This window comes from Sphingomonas sp. HF-S4 (assembly GCF_032911445.1).
Classification (GTDB): Bacteria; Pseudomonadota; Alphaproteobacteria; order Sphingomonadales; family Sphingomonadaceae; genus Sphingomonas; species Sphingomonas agrestis.
The window spans coordinates 456,011-478,922 of the sequence record NZ_JAWJEJ010000001.1 but is presented as its reverse complement, the minus strand read 5'-3'; the positions used below and the strand labels follow the sequence as shown (position 1 = coordinate 478,922).

Below are 22,912 nucleotides of genomic sequence, written 5' to 3'. Positions count from 1 at the left end.
GAATTCAGCAAAGCCGCTGTCCGATCCCCGCCTCGCGGGAGATCGACAGCGGCTTTTTTCGTGCCTGCGGCACGGGGGAGCCCGCGAGATGAAAATCGCCGAGTTGTTGCGCGAAGGCTATGATGCGATGGGCGGGGGCGCCGAGGTCGAACCCTTCCCGACCCCACCCCCCAAATCGGCCTTCTGGAGCAGCGGCCACACGCCGACTCTGATCGCCGCCTTTCTCTATTTCGACCTGGCCTTCATGGTCTGGGTGCTGCTCGGGCCGCTCGCCCCGGAGATTGCCCGGGATATCGGGCTGAGCCCGGCGCAGAAGGGCCTGATGGTGGCGACGCCCACCCTCGCCGGCGCAGTGCTGCGGCTGCTCGTCGGTCTGCTTGCCGACCGGATCGGCCCGAAGCGCACCGGCGTGATCGGCCAGGTCATCGTGATCGCTGGCCTGTTCGTTGCCTGGCGGATGGGCGTGCACAGCTTCGCCGGCACGCTAGCCCTGGGCGGGGTGCTCGGGTTTGCCGGCGCCAGTTTCGCAGTCGCGCTGCCGCTTGCCAGCCGCTGGTATCCGCCCGAGCATCAGGGCAAGGCGATGGGCATCGCCGGCATGGGCAATTCCGGCACCGTGCTCGCCGCGCTCTTCGCGCCGATGCTGGCCAAGACATTCGGCTGGAACGCCGTGCTCGGCCTCGCCTGCATCCCGCTGGCGATCGTGCTGGTCGTCTACATAGTGCTGGCCAAGGACGCGCCGAACCAGCCCGCACCCAAGCCGCTTGCCGCCTATCTCGAGCCGCTCAAGACTGCGGACGCCTGGTGGCTCATGCTTTTCTACGGCGTCACCTTCGGCGGCTTCTCGGGCCTCGCCTCGTCGCTGACCATCTATTTCACCGACCAGTTCGCGCTGAGCACGATCACCGCCGGCTATTGCACCGCGGCCTGCGTGTTCGCCGGATCGCTGGTCCGCCCGCTCGGCGGCGCGCTGGCCGACCGGGTAGGCGGCGTCGCGGCGCTCACCGCGGTGTACGTGGTCGCGGCGCTCGCCCTGCTCGGCGTCAGCACCTCGCCCGCCAGCTTGGGCATCGCGCTCACCCTGTTCGTCATCGCGATGCTCGCGCTCGGCACCGGCAATGGCGCGGTGTTCCAGCTGGTGCCGCAGCGCTTCGGCAAGGAGATCGGCATCCTGACCGGCCTGGTCGGCATGGCGGGCGGCGTAGGCGGCTTCTACCTCGCCTCCTCGCTCGGCCTGGCACGGCAGGTGACCGGCAGCTTCGGCCCTGGCTTCCTGATCTTCGCGCTGCTCGCCCTGGTGGCGCTCACCGCGCTCAGCTTGGTCAAGGCCAGCTGGCGCACGCGCTGGGGCGCCGCCGCCCAGGGCGTGCGGATCTGATGCGCGCCCTCCCCTTTCCCTCGACAAGGCTTCAGCCATGACGCACCACATCAACCGACCGCATCTGGTGGTTATCGGCAACGGCATGGCCGGCTGCCGCGCCGTAGAGGAACTGCTCGCGCGCGATCCGAACCGCTACCGGGTGACGATCTTCGGCGCCGAGCCGCACGTAAACTACAACCGGATCATGCTCTCGCCCGTGCTCGCCGGTGAGAAGACCTTCGACGAGATCGTGATCAACCCGCGCGACTGGTATGACGGCAACGGCATCGAGCTGGTCCCCGGCGACAGCGTCACCGGGATCGACCGCGCGGCGCAGACCGTCACGGCCGCCAGCGGGCGCACCGTGCGCTATGACAAGCTGCTGATCGCCACCGGCTCGGATCCCTTCATCATCCCGGTGCCGGGCAAGGACCTGCCCGGCGTGATCAGCTTCCGCGACATGAAGGATGTCGATGCGATGCTGGAGGCGGCCGACAAGGGTGGCGATGCCGTGGTGATCGGCGGCGGCCTGCTCGGCCTCGAGGCGGCGCATGGCCTCACCCTGCGCGGCATGAAGGTCACCGTGCTGCATCTGATGCCAACGCTGATGGAGCGCCAGCTCGACGAGGCGGCGGGCTGGCTGCTCAAGTCCGAGCTCGAATCGCGCGGCCAGACGATCCTGACCGGCGCCGACACCGCCGAGATCCTGGGCACCGATCATGTCGAGGGCGTGAAGCTCAAGGACGGACGCGTGATCCCGGCGAGCCTGGTGGTGATGGCGGTGGGCATCCGCCCCTCGACCGCGCTCGCGCGCGAGGCCGGGCTGGCGGTCGGCCGCGGCATCCACGTCGACGATCATATGATCACCAGCGATCCCGATGTGCTCGCGGTCGGCGAATGCGTCGAGCATGACGGCAATGTCTACGGCCTGGTCGCACCGCTCTGGGAGATGTGCCGGGCGCTCGCCGACGGGCTGGTCGAGGCGCCCACCGGCTATCGCGGCTCGGTCACTTCGACCAAGCTCAAGGTCTCGGGCATCGACCTGTTCTCGGCGGGTGACTTCTCCGGTGGCGACGGCGCCGAGGACATCGTGCTGCGCGATGCCAGCCGCGGCATCTACAAGCGCGTGGTGGTGAAGGACGACCGCATCGTCGGTGCGGTCCTCTACGGCGATACCGCCGATGGCAGCTGGTATTTCGACCTCTTGAAGAAGCAGGAGGACATCTCCGATCTCCGCGACCTGCTGATCTTCGGCCAGGCCTTCGCCCAGGGAGGGGGGCAAGCGGACCCTAAGGCGGCCGTTGCGGCGCTCTCGGACGATGCCGAGATCTGCGGCTGCAACGGCGTGTCCAAGGGCGAGGTCGTCGCCTGCATCGCAAAGGGCGCGGCCAGCCTCGATGCCGTCCGCACCGGCTGCAAGGCCTCGGCGAGCTGCGGCTCGTGCACCGGGCTGGTCGAGACGCTGCTCGCGGTCACGCTCGGCGATGCGGTCCAGTCGGGTCCCAAGACGATGTGCAAGTGCACCAGCTTCGGCCATGACGATGTCCGCCGCGAGATCGTCGTGCAGGGCATGCGCTCGATCCCCGAGGTGATGCAGAAGCTGCACTGGTCCACGCCCGATGGCTGTTCGAGCTGCCGGCCGGCGCTAAACTATTACCTGCTCTGCGCGCTGCCCGGCGACTATCAGGATGACCAGCAGAGCCGCTTCGTCAACGAGCGCATGCACGCCAACATCCAGAAGGACGGCACCTATTCGGTCGTCCCGCGCATGTGGGGCGGCATCACCAGCCCCAGGGAGCTGCGCGCGATCGCCGATGTCGTCGAGAAGTACGACGCGCCGATGGTGAAGGTCACCGGCGGCCAGCGGCTCGACATTTTCGGGATCCGGAAGGAGGACCTGCCCGCCGTCTGGGCCGATCTCAATGCCGCGGGGATGGTCTCGGGCCACGCGTACGGAAAGGCGCTGCGTACGGTGAAGACGTGCGTGGGCTCCGAATGGTGCCGCTTCGGCACCCAGGACTCCACCGGTCTCGGCGTGAAGCTGGAACGCGGCTTCTGGGGCTCGTGGATGCCGCACAAGTTCAAGATGGCCGTCTCGGGCTGCCCGCGGAACTGCGCCGAGGCGACGATCAAGGACTTCGGCGTGGTCTGCGTGGATTCGGGCTACGAGCTCCATGTCGGCGGCAATGGCGGCATCCATGTCCGCGCGACCGACCTGCTCGTGAAGGTCGCGACCGAAGACGAAGCGATGCACTATGCCGCCGCCTTCGTGCAGCTCTACCGCGAGGAAGCCCGCTATCTCGAGCGCACCGCGCCGTGGATCGAGCGCGTGGGTTTGCAGTATCTGAAGGACCGCATCGTCGAGGACGAAGTCGCCCGAGACACTCTCGCGGCGCGCTTCTGGTATTCCCAGACCTTCAGCCAGGACGATCCCTGGGCCGAGCGCGTCGCCGGCGACGCCCGCGAGCAGCACGCGCACATGGCCGCCTTCACCCCCATCCGCACGGAGGAACTCGCATGATCGGCGAGTGGCTCGACATCGGCTGGCTGCAGGAGATCCCGGTGCGCGGCAGCCGCACCGTCCCGGTCGAGGGCGGCGAGGAGATCGCCGTGTTCCGCACAGGCGACGACAAGGTGTTCGCGCTGGTCAATCGCTGCCCGCACAAGGGCGGCCCGCTCAGCGCGGGGCTGGTCCATGGCCACAGCGTCGCCTGCCCGCTGCACAATTGGAACATCGCGCTGGCGACCGGCCAGGCGAAGGGCGAGGACAAGGGCTGCACCCCGGTGATCCCGGCCAAGATCAGCGGCGGCCGCGTGCTGATCTGCCGAGCGAGCACGCTGAAGGCGGCGGCGTGAGAGAGACGCTTCTTTCTCCCTCTCCCCTCCGGGGAGAGGGTCGGGGAGAGGGGCAAAAGCCGTGAATGCGCCGCACTTCCCCTCTCCCAACCCTCTCCCCGGAGGGGAGAGGGCTTCCGTCCGCACCACCTGCGCCTATTGCGGCGTTGGCTGCGGGATCGTCGCGACGCGCACCGGCGTGCGCGCGGTCGAGATCAAGGGCGACGCCGAGCATCCTGCCAATCGCGGCCGGCTCTGCTCCAAGGGCACGCATCTCGGCGAGACGGTGGGCCTGGAAGGCCGCCTGCTCCATCCGATGATCGGCAAGCGCCGGGCGAGCTGGGACAAGGCGCTCGACTTGGTCGCGAAGCGCTTCAAGCAGGCGATCGCCGAGCACGGGCCGGACAGCGTCGCCTTCTACGTCTCGGGCCAGCTGCTCACCGAGGACTATTACGTCGCCAACAAGTTGATGAAGGGCTTCATCGGCTCGGGGAATATCGACACCAATTCGCGGCTCTGCATGTCGAGCGCCGTCGCCGGCCAGCTCCGCGCATTCGGCGAGGATGTCGTGCCGGCGAGCTATGACGATCTCGACGCCGCGGACCTGATCATCCTGGTCGGGTCGAACACCGCCTGGTGTCACCCGATCGTCTATCAGCGCATCCGCGCACGCTGCGATGCCGGGGCGAAGCTGGTGGTGATCGATCCGCGCCGCACCGAGACGTGCGAAGGCGCCGATCTGCATCTCGCGATCCGGCCGGGCAGCGACGTCGCGCTGATGAACGGGCTGCTGACCCATTGCCGCGAAGCCGGGCTGATCGACCTGGACTATCTCGCCCGCAGCGTCAGCATGCCCGAGAATTTCTGGGACCAGGTTGGAGAGGGGAGCGACCTGTGGTCGGTGGCACGGACATGCGAAGTGCCGGCCGCCGACCTCAGGCGCTTCTACGAGCTGTTCGCCGCACATCCGCGCACGATCACGCTGTTCAGCCAGGGCATCAACCAATCGATCCGCGGCACCGACCAGGTCAATGCGATCCTCAACCTCCACCTCGCCACCGGCCGGATCGGCAAGCCGGGCGCGGCGCCCTTCTCGATCACCGGCCAGCCCAATGCGATGGGCGGGCGCGAAGTCGGTGGTCTTGCTTCCAGCCTTGCCTCGCACATGGACTTCGCGCCGGAGAGCCGCGCGCGCGTCCAGCGATTCTGGGCCTCGCCCACGATCGCGCCCAAGCCCGGCCTCAAGGCAGTCGACCTGTTCCGCGCGATGGGCGAGGGGCGGATCAAGGCGCTATGGATCATGGCGACCAACCCCGCCGTCTCAATGCCCGATGCCGGTGCGGTGCGCGAGGCGCTGGCGCGCTGCCCGTTCGTCGCGATCTCCGACGTGATCGCCGAGACCGATTGCACGCCCTTCGCGCATGTCCGCCTGCCCGCCACCGGCTGGGGCGAGAAGGACGGCACGGTCACCAATTCGGAGCGCCGCGTCAGCCGCCAGCGCGCCCTGTTCGAAGCGCCCGGCGAGGCACGGCCGGACTGGTGGATCGTCAAGGAAGTCGGCCGCCGCATGGGCTGGCCCGGCGCCTTCGCTTATGCCCGCCCCGCCGACATTTTCCGCGAGCATGCCCGCCTCTCCACCTATCAGAACGATGGCGCGCGCCTGTTCGACCTGGGCGACAAGGTCGCGATCGGCAATGCCGATTATGACGCGATGCCCCCCTTCCGCTGGGGCGGCGACGCCTTTGCCGATGGCCGCTTCCCCACCCCCGATGGCCGCGCGCGGCTGGTGCCGGTAACGCAGATGCCGCTGCCCGCGCCGCTCGCCAACTGGCCCCTGACGCTCAACACCGGGCGCTACCGCGACCAGTGGCACACGATGACGCGCACCGGCCTCAGCCCCAAGCTCTCGCGCCACCGCGAGGAGCCCCTGGTCGAGGTCCATCCCGAAGACGCGGTCGCCTATGGCCTGGCCGATGGCGGCCTCGCCCGCGTCTCGACGCCGCAGGGGGAGAGCCTGTTCCGCGTCGAGTCCAGCGCCGGCCAGCGCCGCGGCGAGATCTTCACGCCGATCCACTGGACCGACCGCCAGTCGACCGGCGGCCGCACCGGGCTGCTCCCCCGCCCGCTCGTCGATCCCCATTCGGGCCAGCCAGGGTTCAAGTCGACCCCCGCGAAGATCGAAGCAGTCGCACCCGCCTGGCGGGGCTTCCTGATCACAACCGAAGCGATAGAGCGCCCCGATTGCCTGTGGGCCACCCGCGTCACCGTGCCCGGCGGCACGCTATTCGAACTGGCGGGTGACGGCGATGCGCGGGAGATCGAAGCGAAGCTCCCGCGCGGCCAACGGATCGAAAGCTTCGACCGCGCACGCGGCTCGCACCGGATCGCCGTGATGCGCGAAGGCCGGCTAGCCGCCGCTTTGTTCCGCACCGAACGCGGCATGCTCCCCACCCGCGGCTGGCTGGTCGAGCAACTCGGCCAGGCCGCCAGCACCGCGCTGCTCGCTGGCGCGCCGCCGGGGGCACGCGAAGATCGCGGACCGACTATCTGCCTGTGCTTCGATGTCGGTCTCAAGACCATCGTTGCAGCAATCGCCAGCCAGCGGCTCGCCACCGTCGAAGCTGTGGGCGCCGCGCTTTCGGCAGGCACCAATTGCGGCTCGTGCCGACCGTCGATCCGCCGGATCCTCGAAGAAAACAGGAGTGCCGCCAATGGATGAGTTTCTTCCCGGCGACGTCTGGCTGGTCGGTGCCGGACCGGGTGATCCCGATCTGCTCACCCGCAAGGCCGAGCGACTGCTGCGGACTGCGAGCATCGTCTTCTACGATGCATTGGTCGGGCCGGGCGTGCTGGCGCTGATCCCCGAACAGGTGCGCCTCGTGCCCGTGGGCAAGCGATCGGGCCGGCATTCGAAGGACCAGAGCGCCATCAACGTGCTGCTCGTCGAGGCCGCGCTGAACGGCGAACGCATCGTACGGCTGAAGGGCGGCGATCCCTCGATCTTCGGCCGCTCGACCGAAGAGATCGGCGCGCTGTCTGCGGCCGGCATCCGCACGCGTATCTGTCCCGGCATCACTGCCGCCAGCGCGGCAGCGGCTTCGGCCGGCATCTCGCTTTCGCTGCGTGGCCTGGCGCGACGGCTCCAGTTCGTCACCGCCCATCTGCGCAACGGCGAGAAGCTGGCGCTAGACTGGGCCACGCTCGCCGATCCCACCGCAACCACTGCCTTCTATATGGGCCGTGGTGCCGCGGGGGAGATCAGCCGTCAGTTGATCGCGGCAGGGTTGAGCGGCGCGACGCCGGTGCTGATCGCCTGCGACATCAGCCTGCCCGGCGAACGGTTGCTCCATACCCGGCTCGACCTGCTGCCGATCGCGGTGGGTGCCGTCACCGAGGACAAGCCGACCCTCCTGCTGGTCGGCGAGGCAGTGGCGAGCAACGGCGCGCGGGCTGCCGCCACGCTGGCGGAGCATCTGCCATGACGCACATACCGGTTCGCATGCGCTCGCTTTACCCCCCCGTCGGCAGTTCCACCACTTCCGACGGCGCGTCCTGAAGCCGGATATAGAGCTTGCCCGCTTGTGGTGCGGGAACCTCGATCGTGCGGCCGGTAAAGCCTTGGGGCACCTGGACGAGCCCATCGAACGACGGCGTGCCCGCGATCGCCTCGATGAGGAACAAGGACTGGCCGGTGAGCGTGCACCGTCCCTGCGCGCCGCAATCGACACGCTCGATTTTTGGCAGCCGCGCCAGCGTAATGAGCGGACGCCAATCGCTCGCCTCTCCCTCGCGGACCAGCCGGAAGCGCAGCGGACCGAAGGCAGAGGGCCCCAACGCGGCCGGATCCAGCGTCGCGACGAGGACGGTATCGCCCTGGAGTTGCAGGTTCGGCCCGGCTTTCAGGATAAGCGACTGTCCCCTTGGCCCTGTGATTTCGATCGCGTCGCGCGCCGAGAGTGCTCCGTTGGCGGCGCGCAGCGAGAAATGCAGGCGGGCGGTGTCCGGCAGCAACGCGTTTCCCGCCACCAACGGAAGTTGCGAGGCAGGCGCGGTCGCGCGGACATCCTTGTCGAGCAGTTCCACACGAATGCGTGGCGGCCGCACCGTGACCGGGAGCCTGAGCGTCCGGCCATCGTTGAGCGCCACTCGCGCAGTCGCCTCGCCCGGCGCGGGGGCATCCCCTGCCCCGGCGACCCGCAGCCGATCGGTATCGCCCTCGCGAGTCAACCCATCCGGCTTCAGGCGGAGCCCGCCCAGCTCGACGCTTGCCACCTGATCGAGCCGCTGGCCGGTAAGCTCGCCCCAGCTGTCGCCGGCATGCAGCACGAGCCCTGCGATACGGCTCGCCTCGCGATAGGCGCGCAACGCGACCGTGGCGGGCGCCGGCCGGCCGGTCTGCCGGATCTCGAGCGTCACATCGCCCGGGCGCGCATCCTTGAGCGGAAGCGTCAGCGCCAGGCCGTCCTCCTCCGCCTTGAACTTCACTGGCTGTGCGGGACCATCGCCCACGCGCATCGATACGCTCGATACACAGGCGGGCGCGGGCCCCTCGAGCTTGAGCGGGTTGTCGCGCCCTGTGACCAGGCTTGGCGCCTCGGGCCCTGCCTTCCACGGCGCTGCCGTGGGGAACTGCAAGGCGAACGCGGGCCCGGTCAGCGCCTGATATCCCCATGTCCCGTGCAGGCGCCCCTCGACGCTACCCTGGAAGCGGCTCGGGTCGATCGGCGTGCGCGGTACATAGCCGCCGCGATCGGCCCGCGCCTGGAGCGCCACGTCCGCACCGTTCAGCCGCACCACCATGTTGCGGGCATAATCGGTGGAATAGATGAGCGGCGCGCCTTCCACCGGGAGCACCAGGTTGGGATCGGCACCGCAAAGGGGCGCCGCATTGGCCGCGCGCAGCCGGGGAAGGCTGTCCGCGCCGATCGCGGGCATCGATGCCACCAGAACCGATTTGGGCTTGGCGAAGGACGGCGCGGCATTGAGCAGCAGTGCGATGCGCTCGCCCTCTTGCAGACCCAGCGCGGGCAGATAGCGGAATTGCGGTGTGCTGAACGCGCCGAAAAGCCGCGCAATGTCGCGCACCACCGCGATATACTGGCTGTAATAGCCCAGGCCCGCTTCGCGCGTGTAGCTCAGTTGCAGCGCCAGGTCGGTGGGCGCGCCGGCGAGCGTCGCGGCGACCGAGCTGCTGTGCATATCGGCAAGGACGAGCGATTCGCGGTTCTCGAGAAGACACGCCGCCTGGAACTCGACGACCTTGTCGAGGCATTCGGCGTTGAGCTTGATCGCCAGGCTGCGCGCGAGCATCGGCGCGATGGCCTTCAGATGTGCGGGATCCTTGTTCTCCTGCGCACGGATCGCGGCGACGAACGCGTCCAGGCGCGAGCGATCGAGCGAGGCCTGGTTGATCGCCTGCGCGGCACGGACGAACTCGCCGGGCTTGTTGCGCACTGCATCCGCGATCGTCCCCGTCGCGCCCCCCGTTTCGGGCACCAGAAACAGCACGAGCTGCCGCGCGCCCTCGGGCACGCGGAGAGTCAGCGCGCGATCCTTTTGCTTGCGCTTCCAGGTTTCCGCCGCCTCGATCCACTCCTTGGGCGGGGGATTGGTCGCGCTGCTCAGGAAAGCCGAGACCAGCACGAAGCGAGTGCGCTGATCCTCGGGCAGATCGGCATGAATCTCGATCCGATCCCCCGCAGCGAGATCGGGAAGCTGCGCGATCGGGAGTGTCACGGTGCCCCGCGTCACGGTCACGCGCAGTCCCGGTCCCGGCAGGTCGAAGGCGGAGTCGGCTGCGCCGGCCGGAGCGGCCGCCAGACCCGCAAGGAGCAACGCCGCGCCTGCGGCCCGCCGCATCCGGTGCGGCACCAGGGAGGCAAAGGTCATCCGCCCCTAAAAGCGCGTGTGCCGCGCCGGATCAACCCCGGTTCGGTTACGGACGAACGCGGTACACCGCGCTGGACTGTCGTTTGACAATGCCATGCTCCAGCACCCGATCGACGTGCACGGCCGTCGCCCCCTCAGGCGCAGCGATCTCTGCGGCCAGCAGGCGCAGCGCTTCCGACGCCAGCGCGCGGACCGGCTGGTGCACCGTCGTCAGCGGCGGCCACAGCATCACTGCCGCGGGCGTATCGTCGAAACCGGCGACGGTCAGCGCATTCGGCACGTCGAGCTGGCGGCGGTGCGCGACCGAGACGACCGCCGCCGCCATATCGTCGTTGCTGGCAAAGATCGCCGAAGGCATCGGATCGGCGTCGAGCAACGCCTCGGCCGCCTTCAACCCCGAGGCGAAGCTGAAATCCCCCTGCGCGATCACGACTTCGACATCGCCCATCTCGTCCGCAGCGGCGCGAAAGCCGGCGAGCCGCTCGGCGCTCGCCGCCTGGTCCGGATTGCCGACGATGAAGCCCAGGCGTCGATGCCCGAGGTCGATCAGGTGCCGGGTCATCTCATAGGCGGCACGGCGATCGTCGATCCGCACGCAGATCGCCTTCGCCACACCATGCGCACCGACCGCCGCCATCGGCAGTCCGGTCTCGCCGAGCACTTCGAGCATCGCGGCGGACTCGCCCAGCGGCGGCGTCACGAGGAACCCCGCCACGCCCGAGGCCGCTAGCTTTGCGATCTGCGCCTCGGCGGGGGGCTTGCCACCCTCGCCTTTCAAGAGGGTCAAGCGAACGCCCCGCGCGGACGCCTCCTCGAACACCCCGATCAGGAAGTCGCTCATGAACGCCGCGCTGGGATTGGAATAGATCACCCCGATCCTGGGCTCGGCCGCAGTCACCAGGCTGCGCGCCGCGACGTTGGGCGTATAGCCAAGCGCGCGAATGGCCTCCTCCACCGCGGCCCGGGCTTCGGGACCGACGCCACTTTGTCCGTTGATCACGCGCGAGACGGTCATCGGGGACACGCCGACCCTTGCCGCGACATCCTTGATTGTGGCGCTGCGTGGGCGCGGCTTTCGTGACACCAATTTCCCTTCGATGCGGTGCGATACCTTGGGCTGCGCGCTCAGCGCAGCGCAAGCCCGTACAGCGCATGGTGCGTCAGAACGAACAGCGTGTCGCCGTCCCTGCCCCCGATGACGAGTTGGAGCGGACGCTCCGGCACGTCGATCAGGCCAATCTGGCGTCCGTCAGGCGCGTAGACGAAGACCTGGCCATTCGCGACGAACACCCGGCCCCGCCCATCGGTCGCCACCCCTTCCCCGCCGCGCTCGGCGAAGGGCTTCAGGTCCGTGATATCGCCGCGCGCGCCGACAAGGCCGCTATAGGTCCGGTTCTCCGATCCGTTGGTCACGAAGACCCTCTTGCCGGGCCGGCCGAGGATAAAGCCATAGCTGTCGAGCGAGTCGGAGAAGCGAAGCCCGCGATGATCGGGCGGGCCCTGCTGGAACACGCGCGAGACCGGCAGCGCGATGCTGCCGTCGGGCGAGACATATTCGCGCGTCTTGGGCAGGGCGACATCGCGCGCGAACATCTCCGCCAGCGTCGTGAATTGATAGGTCTCCGGGTCGAGCTGGTCGCGAAACTCGCCATTGTTCCACCAGTTGACCGGCAGCACCACTGCGGCATCGCTCCGCGCCGCGACGGGGGTCGCCGCGATCACCTTCACCTCCTGCTCGGGCGCGTCGGGACGGACGCTGTAGACGGTGCCATTGCGCCCATAGGAAGACAGCACCAGCAGATTGCCCGAGCGGTCCACCGTCAGGTTGACGGGGTCAAGCGCTGCGTCGCGCACCAGTTCGAGGCCGCCTGCGTCCGACCAACGCCAGATCCGCTTGAAGAAGCGATCGATGAAATACAGCCGCCCCTGCGCGTCCACCGCCCCGCCGCCGAGCGAGTGGAAGCCGTCGGCGAGCTTCTCGGGCTTCGCGGCGTTGAAGGCGGAGGCCTTCACCGGATCCGGCCGCGCAGGCACGTCGAGCACGGCGAATTCGCGTTCGCGCACGTCGAGGCCATGCGTCACGTCGCGGATCGCATTGTCGAACGGGAATTTGGTCAGCCGGAGGAAGGTCGCACAGCCATTCTCGTCGCAGGTGCCAAGCCCGCTCTCGCCGTTCACATGGACGTTGCGGAAGCGGATGTCGTGCGAATTGTACAGCGTCACCGCGGCGGGCGCCGGCTTGCGGGTACGGGTGACGCGATAGGCGTGGAGATTGGCGACCAGGATGTTGCGCGAGTTGCGGATCTCGAGCGCGACCGCGTCGCCGCTCTCGCCCGCCTCGCCTTCGGTCTGGGGCGCGAGCAGTTCCCAATTGGCCACGCGGTTGAGCCCGATCTCGGTGCGCACATGGTGCTCGACCGAAGCCTGGATGATCCGCCCCGGCGTCTCGGTGTCCGAGACCAGGATGCCGGGATGCGCAAAGGTGCTGGGGCTCCAGATGTTGGCGAAGGTGCCGCCGCCGTCATCGGTTACCCAGAGGCTGGCATATTGGCCGTCCCAGCGCCGCGCGGCATCGGGGTCGGCAGTAGCATTGTTGTTATAAGGGCTTGCGCGCGTGCCGTCGAAACGATTGGTGCCGTGCCCACCCTGGAACTTGACGTCGGTGACCAGCGAGTTGGCGCCTGCCATCCACAAAAGTGCCGTCGCACGCGGATTGGCGCCGTTGGTGTCGAGGCCGATTCCGGCGACGATCGCGTCGCCGCCGCGCGCGCTTTCGACCAGGGCCTTGGGGGCCCCGACGCCCTGCCAGGCCGGCGTGCCGTCGGGGAGCACGATCTGGGTAAGGCTCGGATGCAGCCCCAGCAGCACGGTGTCGGGGCGCAGCCGCAGCGTGTCGCTAACGCGATAGAAGCCGGCGGGAAGATAGACGACGCGGTGGCTGTCGATCGCCTTCTGGAGCGCGGCGGTATCGTCGGCCTTGTCATCGCCCTTGGCACCAAGCGACCGCACGCTGACCCATTCGGATACCGGAGGCAGCGCGCGGAGGATCGGCGTGCCGCGCGGCGGCAGCGCGGCGATGCGTTCGACCTGCATGTCGGTCTTGAACATGCCCGTCCGGCCGAGGCCCGGGAGCGTCAGTCCATAGGTGAACGACGCGACCTTGTAGGTCGCGGCCGGCCCCCTTAGCGCCTTGCCGCTGTCGCGGAAGCGCGCGAACACCGGGGTGCCGGCGGCGACCACATTCTGAAAGCCGACCTGGGTGTAGACGTTGTTCTCGTTCGAGATGATCACGCCGGCCTTCGAGACATTCTCGAAGCGGACGTCCTGCCCCCACAGCCAGTCGCCATAGCCGCGGTCGATCTCGATCCCGACGGGCACGTTGCGGAACGCGACGTTGACGAGGGTCAAGCCGGCCTCGTGCTCGCGGATCGCAGCGTCGCGCTGCCCTTCGAAGGTCGAATCGACCAATGCGAACGGCCAGGCGGGCGATGTCTTCTCGGCGAGGATGCCATAGCGTCCGCCGCGGAAATGCAGATCCTCGGCCTGGTTGGCGACGTGGTAGAGCCCCGCCAGCCCAGAACCGATATCGAAGTCGGCATGGCTGACGAAGCTGTGCTGCGCCGAGTGGAAGCGGATCGCGGTGGCGGCGGGATTGCCGTCGAGGATGCGGAAATCGATGTTGCTCAGCGCCGAATAGAAGGTGCCGGGATTGGCGTCTGGCAGGTCCTTGTCGAAGGGTACGCTGCCTGACGGCGGGAAGGCGACCTGCACGCCCGGTCGCGCATCGCGGCCGGGCCGCCCGCCTGCGAAGATCAGCATATGCGCGACGCCGCGCTGGAAGCCCGGAGTGCTGGCGCCGAGCAGGATAACCGGCCGCCTGGCGCCGATCCCGAAAAGGCGCACACCCGGCCACAATTTGATCGTCCGGGTGATGCGATACGTGCCCTCGGGCAGGAAGACGATCCCGCCCCCGCTTTTGTCCGCCGCCTTGTCGATCGCCCGCTGGAGCGCGGCGCTGTCGTCGGCGCGGCCATCGCCGATCCCGGCTACCCGTACCGCCGCCGGCTCGTCCGGCGCGCTGGCGAAGACCGATTGCGACGCCGCGGCGGGCATCGCCGCCAGCACCAGCCACGCCGCGAGGGCCGCAATCCATCTCCGGGTCATGCTGCGCGCTCCGACAAAAAATGTCCCGGCACAAAGGCCGGGACAAGTACCCACGGGAGGTGGGGTATCTCTAGAAATTGAAGCGGATGCCGGCTCGATAGGTGCGCCCCAGCGTGTCGTAGAGCGCCGGATTGACGTCGAGCCCGGTGTTGGTCTGCGGCGACGGCGCAGGATCGTGATCGAACAGATTGTCCACCTTGAAATAGGCCTTGATGTTCGAGGTCACGTTGTACGAGCCGCCGACGTCCATGTAGAACGCGCCCTTCATATAGTTGCGGTCGATCGTCGGGTGGTTGCCGGTCGATACCGGGCAACCGGTGCTGCACACGACATATTGGTTGCCGAACACGCCGTCAGAGAACCAGCGTTCTTGGACAGTGAAGCTGAACGCATCGTTCTCGTAGGTCTGGATCGCCAGCCACTTCCAGTCGGGGGTGTTGCCGGTATTCGCACCAGCCCGTTCCTCGATATCGACGCCCGCGATGCCGGCATCGACGCGGAACTCGCGGATATGGGTGCCGAGGCCCCGCACGGTGAAGCTGCCGGGCAGCCCCAGCGGGCGTTCCCAGCGGTAGCTCGCCTCGATGTCAAAGCCGCTGGTCTTCCACGAGGCGAGGTTGAACGGCTGGACGTTGATGAAATTGCCGCCCTGCACGGGACTGTTGAGCACGAAGCCGCCGCAGAACGCCTGGTTGCCCTCGAAGCAGAAGCGGACGATCTGGTCGGCCGACAGCGTCGAGACCACGCCGTCGAGCTTGATGCTGTAATAGTCGACCGACAGGCTCAGACCCGGCAGCCAGGACGGATTGGCGAGCGCTACGCCCACTTCGGTGTTGCGCGCGATTTCGGGCTTGAGGGCGGGATTGCCGACCGTGTTCTGGAACGCCTGCACCGCGCCTGCGGGCGGGAACGGATTGGCGAAGTTGGGCAATGTCGTCACCGTCGGCGCCGCAAACAGCTCGGAAAGGTTGGGCGCACGCACGTCGCGCGAAGTCACTGCGCGTAAGCGGAAGCCGTTGAGCGGGGTATCCCAAGTGCCGCCGATCTTCCACGCCCAGACGGTGCCCGAGGTGCTGTAATGCGTCATGCGCGCAGCGCCGTTCAGGTTGGCGCGGCCGATCCCGCCGCCGTCGAACAGCGGCAGGTTGAGCTCGGCATAGCCTTCGTACACGTCATAGGCGCCGCCGCCATTCTTGTAGTTGCCGGCAGCCCAGTTGCTGCCCAGCGCGGAATTGAGCAGCGGATCCGCGGGATACGCCGCGTTGTTCGGACTGATCGGGGAGACGCCGGCACCATAGGCATCAGCATTCACTCGGTAGAATTCGTGGCGATACTCGCCGCCGAACGCTAGCGTCAGCGGCCCCGCCCACAGATCGAACAGGTTGCCCGAGAGGTTGACGCTGGCGACGTCCTGGGTCAGCCGGGTATGCTGGAACGGGCCGTTGGCCGGCATGATGTACGCGAGCGCCGCCTGGGAGGGCTCGAAGCCGCCGAAGATGTTGATCGGTTGGCATCCCGCCGCGCGCGCCGCCGCGTTGGCGCAAACCACTGCGCCATTCAGCGTGATCGCGTCGCTCGCCGCGGCATAGCGATTCTGCAGGACGATATCGTTGACGTCGATCTTGGAGAGCGTGATTCCCCTCTCGTAATAGGCGTCATAGTTCCACTCGCCCTCGCCCAGGCCGAACCTGCCCTTGAGGCCGCCCACGAAGCGGTACTGCCGGCGGTCGGTAAAGACGTGCGGGCTCGGGAACGTTCCGTTGCTCGATCCGAAGTTGAAGTTGGTGATCCCCGCCGTCGCGCAGCGGTCGCGGACCAGCTGCGGAAGAAACGGATTGGCGCATTGGACGGTGAGGCTGGCGCGGTTGTAGCCCGGGCTTGGCTGGTTGTTCGTCTTCACCTGCGCCGCGCTGACGGTGACGTAGAATTCGTTGTTCGGCGCGAAATCATAGCCGATCCGGTAGAAGCCGGTGATGCGCTGGAGTTCCGAGGCGAGCGACGCGCCCGAGCCCACCGCCCCCGAAAGGTCGCCGCCGACGCAGAAGCTGTTGCCGGGATAGCAGTTGCTCACCCGCCCGTTGCCGAGCGGCACCCCGTTCGAGCCATAGTTGAAGTTGTACGGCGCGCCGTTGACGTCGAATGCGATGCCCTGGAGCGGGCCGTTGTTGATCAGGCCATAGAGCGCGTACTGATAGGGCTGCGCATAGTCGCGATAGTTGAACTGCGGCAGCCCGTTGTTGGTCACGCCGGTATTGAGCAGCGTCGAGGCCAGGTGCCAGTCGCGCTTGCCGGCGAGATCGATCCCGAAATTGCCCGGGCCGACGCCTTCGTCATGCGCATATTCGCCGCTCACGATAATATGGAGCTTGTCGTCGGCGAAGGCGCCGCCCCACGCCGCCTGGGCGAGGATCTGCTCATTGTCGCCATAGGTCGTGATGCCGCCCTGGACGTTGCCCTTGAAGCCGGTGAAGCGCGTATCGGTGATGAAGTTCACCACCCCGCCGACCGCGTCCGAACCATAAGAGGCCGAGGCGCCGCCGTTGACGATGTCGACGCGCTTGACCAGCAATTGCGGGAACAGGCTGATGTCGGGCACGCCGGTGACGTTGGCGCCGACGACGCGCTGGCCGTCGAGCAGGGTCAGCGTGCGGATCGGCTGGAGCCCCCGCAGCGAGAAGGAGCTCAGCCCCTGCTGTCCGCTCGACGTGCTGAACGTCCCCGTCGCGGTGCCGGTCGAGCCCTGGAGCGAGGGCAATTGCGCGATCGTGTTGAAGATGTTGGGCTGTGCGTTCGACGCGATCTGCTCCTCGCCGATCACCGTGGTCGGCGTCGGCGCAGTGAACCCGCTCGCGACGATTCGCGATCCAGTGACGATGATGTCGGGGTTCTGCGCGGGCGCTTCGCCAGTCTCGACCTGCGTCTCGGGCTCTTGCTGCGGCGCCGGCACGGTCTGCGCCTGTGCGGCGCCCGCCACCAGCATCGCGGCGACCGCGGCCAGGCTCACGCCTTGCGGACATGCGAAAACTCGCTTCATCTCTCCAACCCCTCTCCGTCTTTTTCTGGTTTGTTGCAGGGAAACGGTAACGCTACCGCACCCCCGCCGCACGTACGACAAAGGTCGTAGCGTCAGCCTGATCAGGGCCGCGCGGCGTAGAGCGCATGGTGCGTCAGGATAAACAGCGTACGCTTGTCGGGCCCGCCGAAGAGGATCTGGAGCGGCCGCTCGGGCACGTCGATCCGCCCGGTCTCGCTGCCGTCGGGCGCGTAGACGAACACCTGCCCATTGGCGACGAACACGCGCCCCTGCCCATCGACCGCGACGCTCTCGCCGCCGCGATTGGCGAAGACCTTCAAGTCGGTGAGCGTGCCGCCCGCGCCGACCATGCCGCTATAGGTCAGGTTCTCGGAGCCATTGGTGACGTAGAGCCGCTCGCCCGGCCTGGCGCCGACCAGCCCATTGGCGTTGAGCGCATTCGACCATCGCCAGCCGACATGATCGGCAGGCCCTTGCTGCCACACCCGGAACGCCGGAAGTGCGATGCTGCCGTCGGGCGAGACATATTCTTTAGCCTTGGGCTCGCCAGCTTCGCGCGCGAACATCTCCGCGAGCGTGGTGAATTCGTACGTCCCATGATCGAGCTGATCGCGGAACTCGCCATTATTCCACCAATTGACCGGCAGCAGCGTCGTCGCCTTGGCGCCGCGCCGCACCGGCGTCGGTTCGATCAGTTTCACCTTGTCGAAAGGCCCGTCGGGATCGATCGAGTAGACTGCGCCCTTCGCTCCGAGCGACGACAGCACCAGCAGGTCTCCCGACGCATCGATCGCAAGGTTGACCGGATCGAGCGCATGATCGCGCACCACCTCCAGTCCCTTGCCCTCGCTCCAGCGATGGATGCGCTGGAAGCGGCGATCGATGAAATAGAGCGCCCCCTTGGCGTCGACCGCGGCGCCCGAGATCGACCAGAAGCCCTCGGCGAGCTTGTCAACCCCAGCCAGACTGGGCGGCGGTGCCGCGATGCTGCGGTCGGCCGCGCCAATATCGAGCGAGGCGAACTCGCGCTCGCGCACCACCAGCCCGCGCGTGACATCCTCGATCGCATTGTCGAACGGATATTTGCTCGCGCGCAGGAACGTCCCGCAGCCTTCGTCGTCGCAGCTCGCATAGCCGCTTTCGGCGTTGACGTGGACGTTGCGGAACTTGATGTCGCTCGAGTTGAACAGCTTCACTGCGCTGCGCTGCGGCGCATAGCTTCGCGTCACGCGATAGCCGTGATAATTGGCGAACAGCAGGTTGCGCGAGTTGCGGATCTCGATCCCCACGGCATGCGGACCGTCGCCAACTTCCTGCTCGGTCTGGGGGGCGAGGAACTCCCAATTCTCCACATTGTCGAGCACGAACTCGTTGCGGGGGTGGTGCTCGACCGACATCTCGTAGACGTGGCCGGGCGTGCTTGTGTTGGTGACCGTGAACCCCGCCGAGGCGAAGGTGTTGGGGCTCCAGACATTGGCGAAGGTGCCGCCGCCGCCATCGGTGACCCAGATGCTCGAATATTGCGCGTCCCAGCGCCCGTCGGCGATCGGATCGCCGCTACGCGCAGTCCGCGTGTAGAGCGGCGCGCTGTCGGCGGTCGGCGTGCCGCCGCCGCCCATGATCTTGACGTCCTCGACCAGGCTGTTCTCGCCCGAGCGCCATAGCAGCGCCGACGCGCGCGGATTGACTCGGCCGGTGAACAGCCCGAGTCCCGAGAGGATGTTGTCGCCGCCCTTGGGGGTTTCCAGGATCGGCAGCACCGCGCCGAGCCCGGCATGGCGCGGATTGTCATCGGGGATGTAGAGCTGGGTGATCGCCGGGTGGAGCCCGATCAGCACGCTGTCCGCGCGCAGCTTGAGCCGGTCGGTCACCTTGTAGAAGCCGGTCGGGAAATAAAGCACGCGGTTGCCATCGATCGCGCGCTGGATCGCCGCGGTGTCGTCGGCCTGCCCGTCGCCCTTCACGCCGAGGCTGCGCACATTCACCCAGTCCGCCATCCGAGGCAGCGCGCGGATCGCCGGCGCACGGCGCTTGGGCATCGAGCGCAGCGGCTTGATGTCGGCCTGCGTCGCATAGTCGCCCATCTGGCCGAGTTCGGGAATGGCGAGGCCATGGCTGAACGACGCAACCTTGTACGCCTTCCCCCTGCCGTCGATCGTCTGCGCGCTGTCGCGGAAGCGCGCGAACACCGGGGTGTTGGTGGCGAGCGCGTTTTCGAAGCCCACCTGAGTGAACACGTTCTTCTCGTTCGAGATCACCACCGCCGCGCGGCTGACATTCTCGAAGCGAACGTCCTTGCCCCACAGCGAATCGCTGTACCCGCGGTCGATCTCGATCCCCACCGGCGTGTTGCGGATCGCGACGTTGACCAGGGTCAGGTCGACTTCATGCTCGCGGATCGCGGCATCGCGCTGCCCGTCGAAGGTCGAATCGAGCAGGGTGAACTGCCAGGCCGGCGAGGTTTTCTCGGTGACGATACCGTAGCGCCCGCCCTTGAAATGGACGTTCTCGAGGACGTTGCCGGCCTGGTACACCCCGGCAAAGGCCGAGCCGAGGCGGAACTCCATGTCACTCAGGAACGCGTGCTGCGCCATGCGGAAGCGCACCGCAGCCGCCGCCGGATTGCCCTCGGCGATCTCGATGTCGATATTGCGCATCGAAGAGTAGAAGCTGCCCGAATTGGCGTCGCGGACGATCTTGTCGCGCGGCACGATCGTCGGCACGGGCACCGGCACCTTGCCGACATTATACTGGTCGCCCCCGGAGAAGACGATCATCGTCGAGACGCCCTGCTGGAAGCCCGGGGTGTTCGCCGCGAGCCGGATCACCGGCCGCCTGGGGCCCACGCCATAGACCCGCACCCCCACCGGCACGACGAGCGTGCGGGTGATGCGATAGGTGCCCGAGGGCAGGAAGACGAGGCCGTGCCCGGTCTTGTCGCGCGCGCGATCGAGCGCCTGCTGGATCGCGTCGCTGTCGTCGGCCACACCGTCGCCTTTGGCGGCGACGGTCACCGCATTGGGCTCGGCGGGCGCGACGGGGAACACGCTCTGCGCCCAGCCCGGTGCCGCCAGCGCCGTCGTCACGAGCAACCCAATCAAAACGCAACGCATCGGGACCTCCAGACTTCGCCATTCGCTTCTTGCTGGCTAGCCCGCGGCCCGATCCGAGGCACCTGCGACCAAGGTCGTAGTTTCCAATTTCCCGGCCCCGATCCAGAAGCGCCGAACCCCCTTGCGAGGACGCCGCTTGCCGCCATTCGCCCGCCTTTCCACCCCCTTCGCCATGATCGTCATGGGGGTCAGCGGGTGCGGCAAGTCGACGCTCGGGGCGCTGCTCGCAGCGGCGCTGGACTGCCCGTTCCTCGAGGGCGACGACTATCACTCGCTCGCGGCGATCGCGAAGATGCGCGGCGGCGAACCGCTCGACGACGCCGATCGCTGGCCCTGGCTCGACCGGCTCGGCGCCGCCACCGCCGCGGCGGTCTCCGGACATGGCGCCGCGGTGACCGCCTGCTCGGCGTTGCGCCGAAGCTATCGCGACCGCCTGCGCGCGACGATCGGTTGGCCGGTGCGGCTGGTCCTGCTCGAGAACAGCCGCGAACGGCTGCTCGAGCGGCTCGCGGCGCGCCCGGGACATTTCATGCCGCTCAGCCTGATCGACAGCCAACTCGCCACGCTGGAACGGCCGAGTACCGACGAAGACGCGCTCGTCCTCGCGACCGAAACGCCCGCGGAGGCGCTTCTCGGCGACGTTCTCGCGCGGCTACGCATTGGCTGACTCGAACTTGTTGGACAGGTTTGACCCAATCTGCGCGCAATCGCGAAATATTGCTTGAATCTGTCGGACAACTCACCCTATGGTAGCGTTAACGTATCCACGCGGCCCGATCCGTCGAGTCGACACGAATGGAACGGCTAAAGGGAGAGGCAAGGATGCACGGCGTGACCGATCTGCATGACGATCTCGGCCATTCGGGGAGCCGGACCCAGCCGCCCCCCCGGCCCCAGCTCACCCCCACCCAGATGGAAGTGCTGCGCTGCGTGCGCTCGGGCCTGCTCAACAAGCAGATCGCCTATCAGCTCGGAATCGCCGAGGCGACGGTCAAGGTCCACATGACCGCGGTGATGCGCAAACTCAACGTCCGCAACCGCACCCAGGCCGCGATGGCCGCCGAGCAGCTCCGCCTCGTCGCCTGATCCGGGCGACCTTGGGATCGCCATGCCGGCCGGCGGCGGCTAAGCAGCCCGCACGATTTGAGTGGCGATCTGACGGAGAACCCTCGGTCGCGACTCGTCAAGACAGAGCATAAGGGGAGCGCGTAGATGCACGATCACCAGGCGCCGGGCGAAGCCACGCTCGGCCGCATCAGCCGCCGCCTGATGCCGCTGCTCTGCGTGATGTACCTGATCGCCTATATCGATCGGCAGAACGTCTCCTACGCCAAGCTCGAGATGGTCGATGCGCTCGGCCTGTCCGAAGCGGCCTATGGCCTGGGCGCCAGCCTGTTCTTCCTCGGCTATTTCCTGTTCGAGGCGCCTGCGAACATGATCCTCGCCAAGGTCGGCGCGCGCGTCTGGTTCGCGCGTATCATGGGCACCTGGGGGCTGATCACGCTGGGGCTCGGCTTCACCCAGGACGCGACGATGTTCTACGTGCTGCGCTTCCTGCTGGGCGTCGCCGAAGCGGGGTTCTTCCCCGGCGTGCTCTACGTGCTCACGCTCTGGTATCCGCAGCGGCGGCGTGCGCAGATGGTCGGCTGGTTCATGATCGCCAGCGCGATCGCCAACGCAGTCGGCTCGCTGATCGGCGGCGCGCTGCTCGAACTGGGCGGCGTCGCCGGGCTCGCCGGCTGGCAATGGGTGTTCCTCGCCACCGGCCTGCCCGCGGTGCTGCTGGTGCCTGTGGTGCTGATGACCCTGCCCAGCAACCCCGCCGATGCGAAGTTCCTGAGCGACGCCGACAAGGCCTGGCTCGCCGCCGAACTCGCCGCCGAACCCAAGCAGGCGATCGAAGGATCGGCGTGGCGCGCGCTGCTCGATCCGCGCGTGCTGCTGCTCGCCGCGCTCTATTTCGGCATGCCGCTGGGCGCCTATGGCCTCAGCTACTGGCTGCCGACCATCGTCAAGGGCTTCGGCGCCAGCAATTTGCAGAACGGCGTCATCAACGTGCTTCCCTGGATCTGCGTCGCGCTCGCCCTCTGGGCACTGCCCCGCCACGCCGCGAAGCACGGCGCCACCCGCTGGCACATCGTCGCGCCGCTGCTGATCGCCGCCGCCGCGCTGCTCGGCAGCGTGTTGCTGCCGGGGGCAGTGGTGAAGTTCGCCTGCCTGTGCATCGCTGCCGCGGCGGTCTTCGCGGGCCAGCCGATGTTCTGGAGCGTGCCCCAGCGGCTGCTGACCGGCGCGCACGCCGCCGCCGGTCTCGCCGCGATCAACTCGGTCGGCAATCTCGGCGGCTTCGTCGCGCAGAATGCCGTCCCCGCGGTGCGCGACGCGACGGGCAGCACGCTCGCGCCGATGGCGCTGCTCTCGGCCGCGCTGACGCTCTCGGCGCTAGGCTTCTTCCTGTTCCTTCCCCGGATCACCGAGGGCAAGCGCGCGCCCTAGCGCCACGGCTGCCGCGCCTCG

The 22,912-nt window shown here is 67.8% G+C and carries 13 protein-coding genes; 8 read left to right on the top strand and 5 right to left on the bottom strand.

The genetic code is table 11. From position 1 onward, the window contains the following. Window positions 1–127 precede the first annotated feature (127 nt). The 5 genes from RZN05_RS02140 (at window position 128) to cobA (ending at window position 7,677) form a co-directional block, all read left to right on the top strand. Window positions 128–1,378, top strand: coding sequence for a nitrate/nitrite transporter (locus RZN05_RS02140; protein ID WP_317227544.1), 1,251 nt, complete (start codon window positions 128–130; stop codon window positions 1,376–1,378). Between the two features lie 37 nt (window positions 1,379–1,415). Then, window positions 1,416–3,881, top strand: a complete 2,466-nt coding sequence (gene nirB, locus RZN05_RS02135; RefSeq protein WP_317224976.1) for a nitrite reductase large subunit NirB — start codon at window positions 1,416–1,418, stop codon at window positions 3,879–3,881. Next, window positions 3,878–4,216, top strand: a complete 339-nt coding sequence (nirD, locus tag RZN05_RS02130; RefSeq protein WP_317224975.1) for a nitrite reductase small subunit NirD — start codon at window positions 3,878–3,880, stop codon at window positions 4,214–4,216. The genes nirB and nirD overlap by 4 nt, the downstream gene beginning before the upstream one ends. A 61-nt stretch (window positions 4,217–4,277) precedes the next feature. After that, window positions 4,278–6,914 (top strand): molybdopterin-dependent oxidoreductase, encoded by a 2,637-nt coding sequence (locus RZN05_RS02125; protein ID WP_317224974.1) that lies wholly within the window; start codon window positions 4,278–4,280, stop codon window positions 6,912–6,914. Beyond that, window positions 6,907–7,677, top strand: a complete 771-nt coding sequence (cobA, locus tag RZN05_RS02120; RefSeq protein ID WP_317224973.1) for a uroporphyrinogen-III C-methyltransferase — start codon at window positions 6,907–6,909, stop codon at window positions 7,675–7,677. Before RZN05_RS02125 ends, cobA begins: the two co-directional genes overlap by 8 nt. Window positions 7,678–7,705: 28 nt before the next feature. On the opposite strand, the gene RZN05_RS02115 is transcribed toward cobA, so the two are convergent. From RZN05_RS02115 to RZN05_RS02095, 5 genes are all read right to left on the bottom strand, one after another. Then, window positions 7,706–10,084, bottom strand: a complete 2,379-nt coding sequence (locus tag RZN05_RS02115) for a hypothetical protein (protein ID WP_317224972.1) — start codon at window positions 10,082–10,084, stop codon at window positions 7,706–7,708. Window positions 10,085–10,130: 46 nt separating this feature from the next. Further along, a complete protein-coding gene (locus tag RZN05_RS02110; protein WP_317224971.1) occupies window positions 10,131–11,168 on the bottom strand; it encodes a LacI family DNA-binding transcriptional regulator in 1,038 nt (345 codons plus the stop codon). Window positions 11,169–11,209: 41 nt separating this feature from the next. Continuing rightward, entirely contained in the window at window positions 11,210–14,248 is a 3,039-nt protein-coding gene (locus RZN05_RS02105) for a glycosyl hydrolase family 28-related protein (RefSeq protein ID WP_317224970.1), read from the bottom strand. A gap of 70 nt (window positions 14,249–14,318) precedes the next feature. After that, a complete protein-coding gene (locus RZN05_RS02100) occupies window positions 14,319–17,282 on the bottom strand; it encodes a TonB-dependent receptor plug domain-containing protein (protein WP_317224969.1) in 2,964 nt (987 codons plus the stop codon). A 101-nt stretch (window positions 17,283–17,383) separates the two neighbouring features. Beyond that, window positions 17,384–20,395 (bottom strand): glycosyl hydrolase family 28-related protein, encoded by a 3,012-nt coding sequence (locus tag RZN05_RS02095; RefSeq protein WP_317224968.1) that lies wholly within the window; start codon window positions 20,393–20,395, stop codon window positions 17,384–17,386. 181 nt (window positions 20,396–20,576) lie between these two features. On the opposite strand from RZN05_RS02095, the gene RZN05_RS02090 reads away from it, so the two are divergent. The 3 genes from RZN05_RS02090 to RZN05_RS02080 all read left to right on the top strand — a co-directional run bounded on the left by RZN05_RS02090 (window position 20,577) and on the right by RZN05_RS02080 (window position 22,891). After that, window positions 20,577–21,062 carry a gluconokinase gene (locus RZN05_RS02090; protein WP_317227543.1) on the top strand — a complete coding sequence of 162 codons (486 nt, stop codon included), beginning with the start codon at window positions 20,577–20,579 and terminating at the stop codon, window positions 21,060–21,062. Between the two features lie 155 nt (window positions 21,063–21,217). Further along, on the top strand, window positions 21,218–21,481 hold the full coding sequence (locus tag RZN05_RS02085; protein ID WP_394804771.1) for a helix-turn-helix domain-containing protein: 264 nt from the start codon (window positions 21,218–21,220) through the stop codon (window positions 21,479–21,481). Window positions 21,482–21,607: 126 nt separating this feature from the next. Next, window positions 21,608–22,891 carry an MFS transporter gene (locus RZN05_RS02080; protein WP_317224967.1) on the top strand — a complete coding sequence of 428 codons (1,284 nt, stop codon included), beginning with the start codon at window positions 21,608–21,610 and terminating at the stop codon, window positions 22,889–22,891. The last annotated feature ends 21 nt before the right edge of the window (window positions 22,892–22,912 follow it).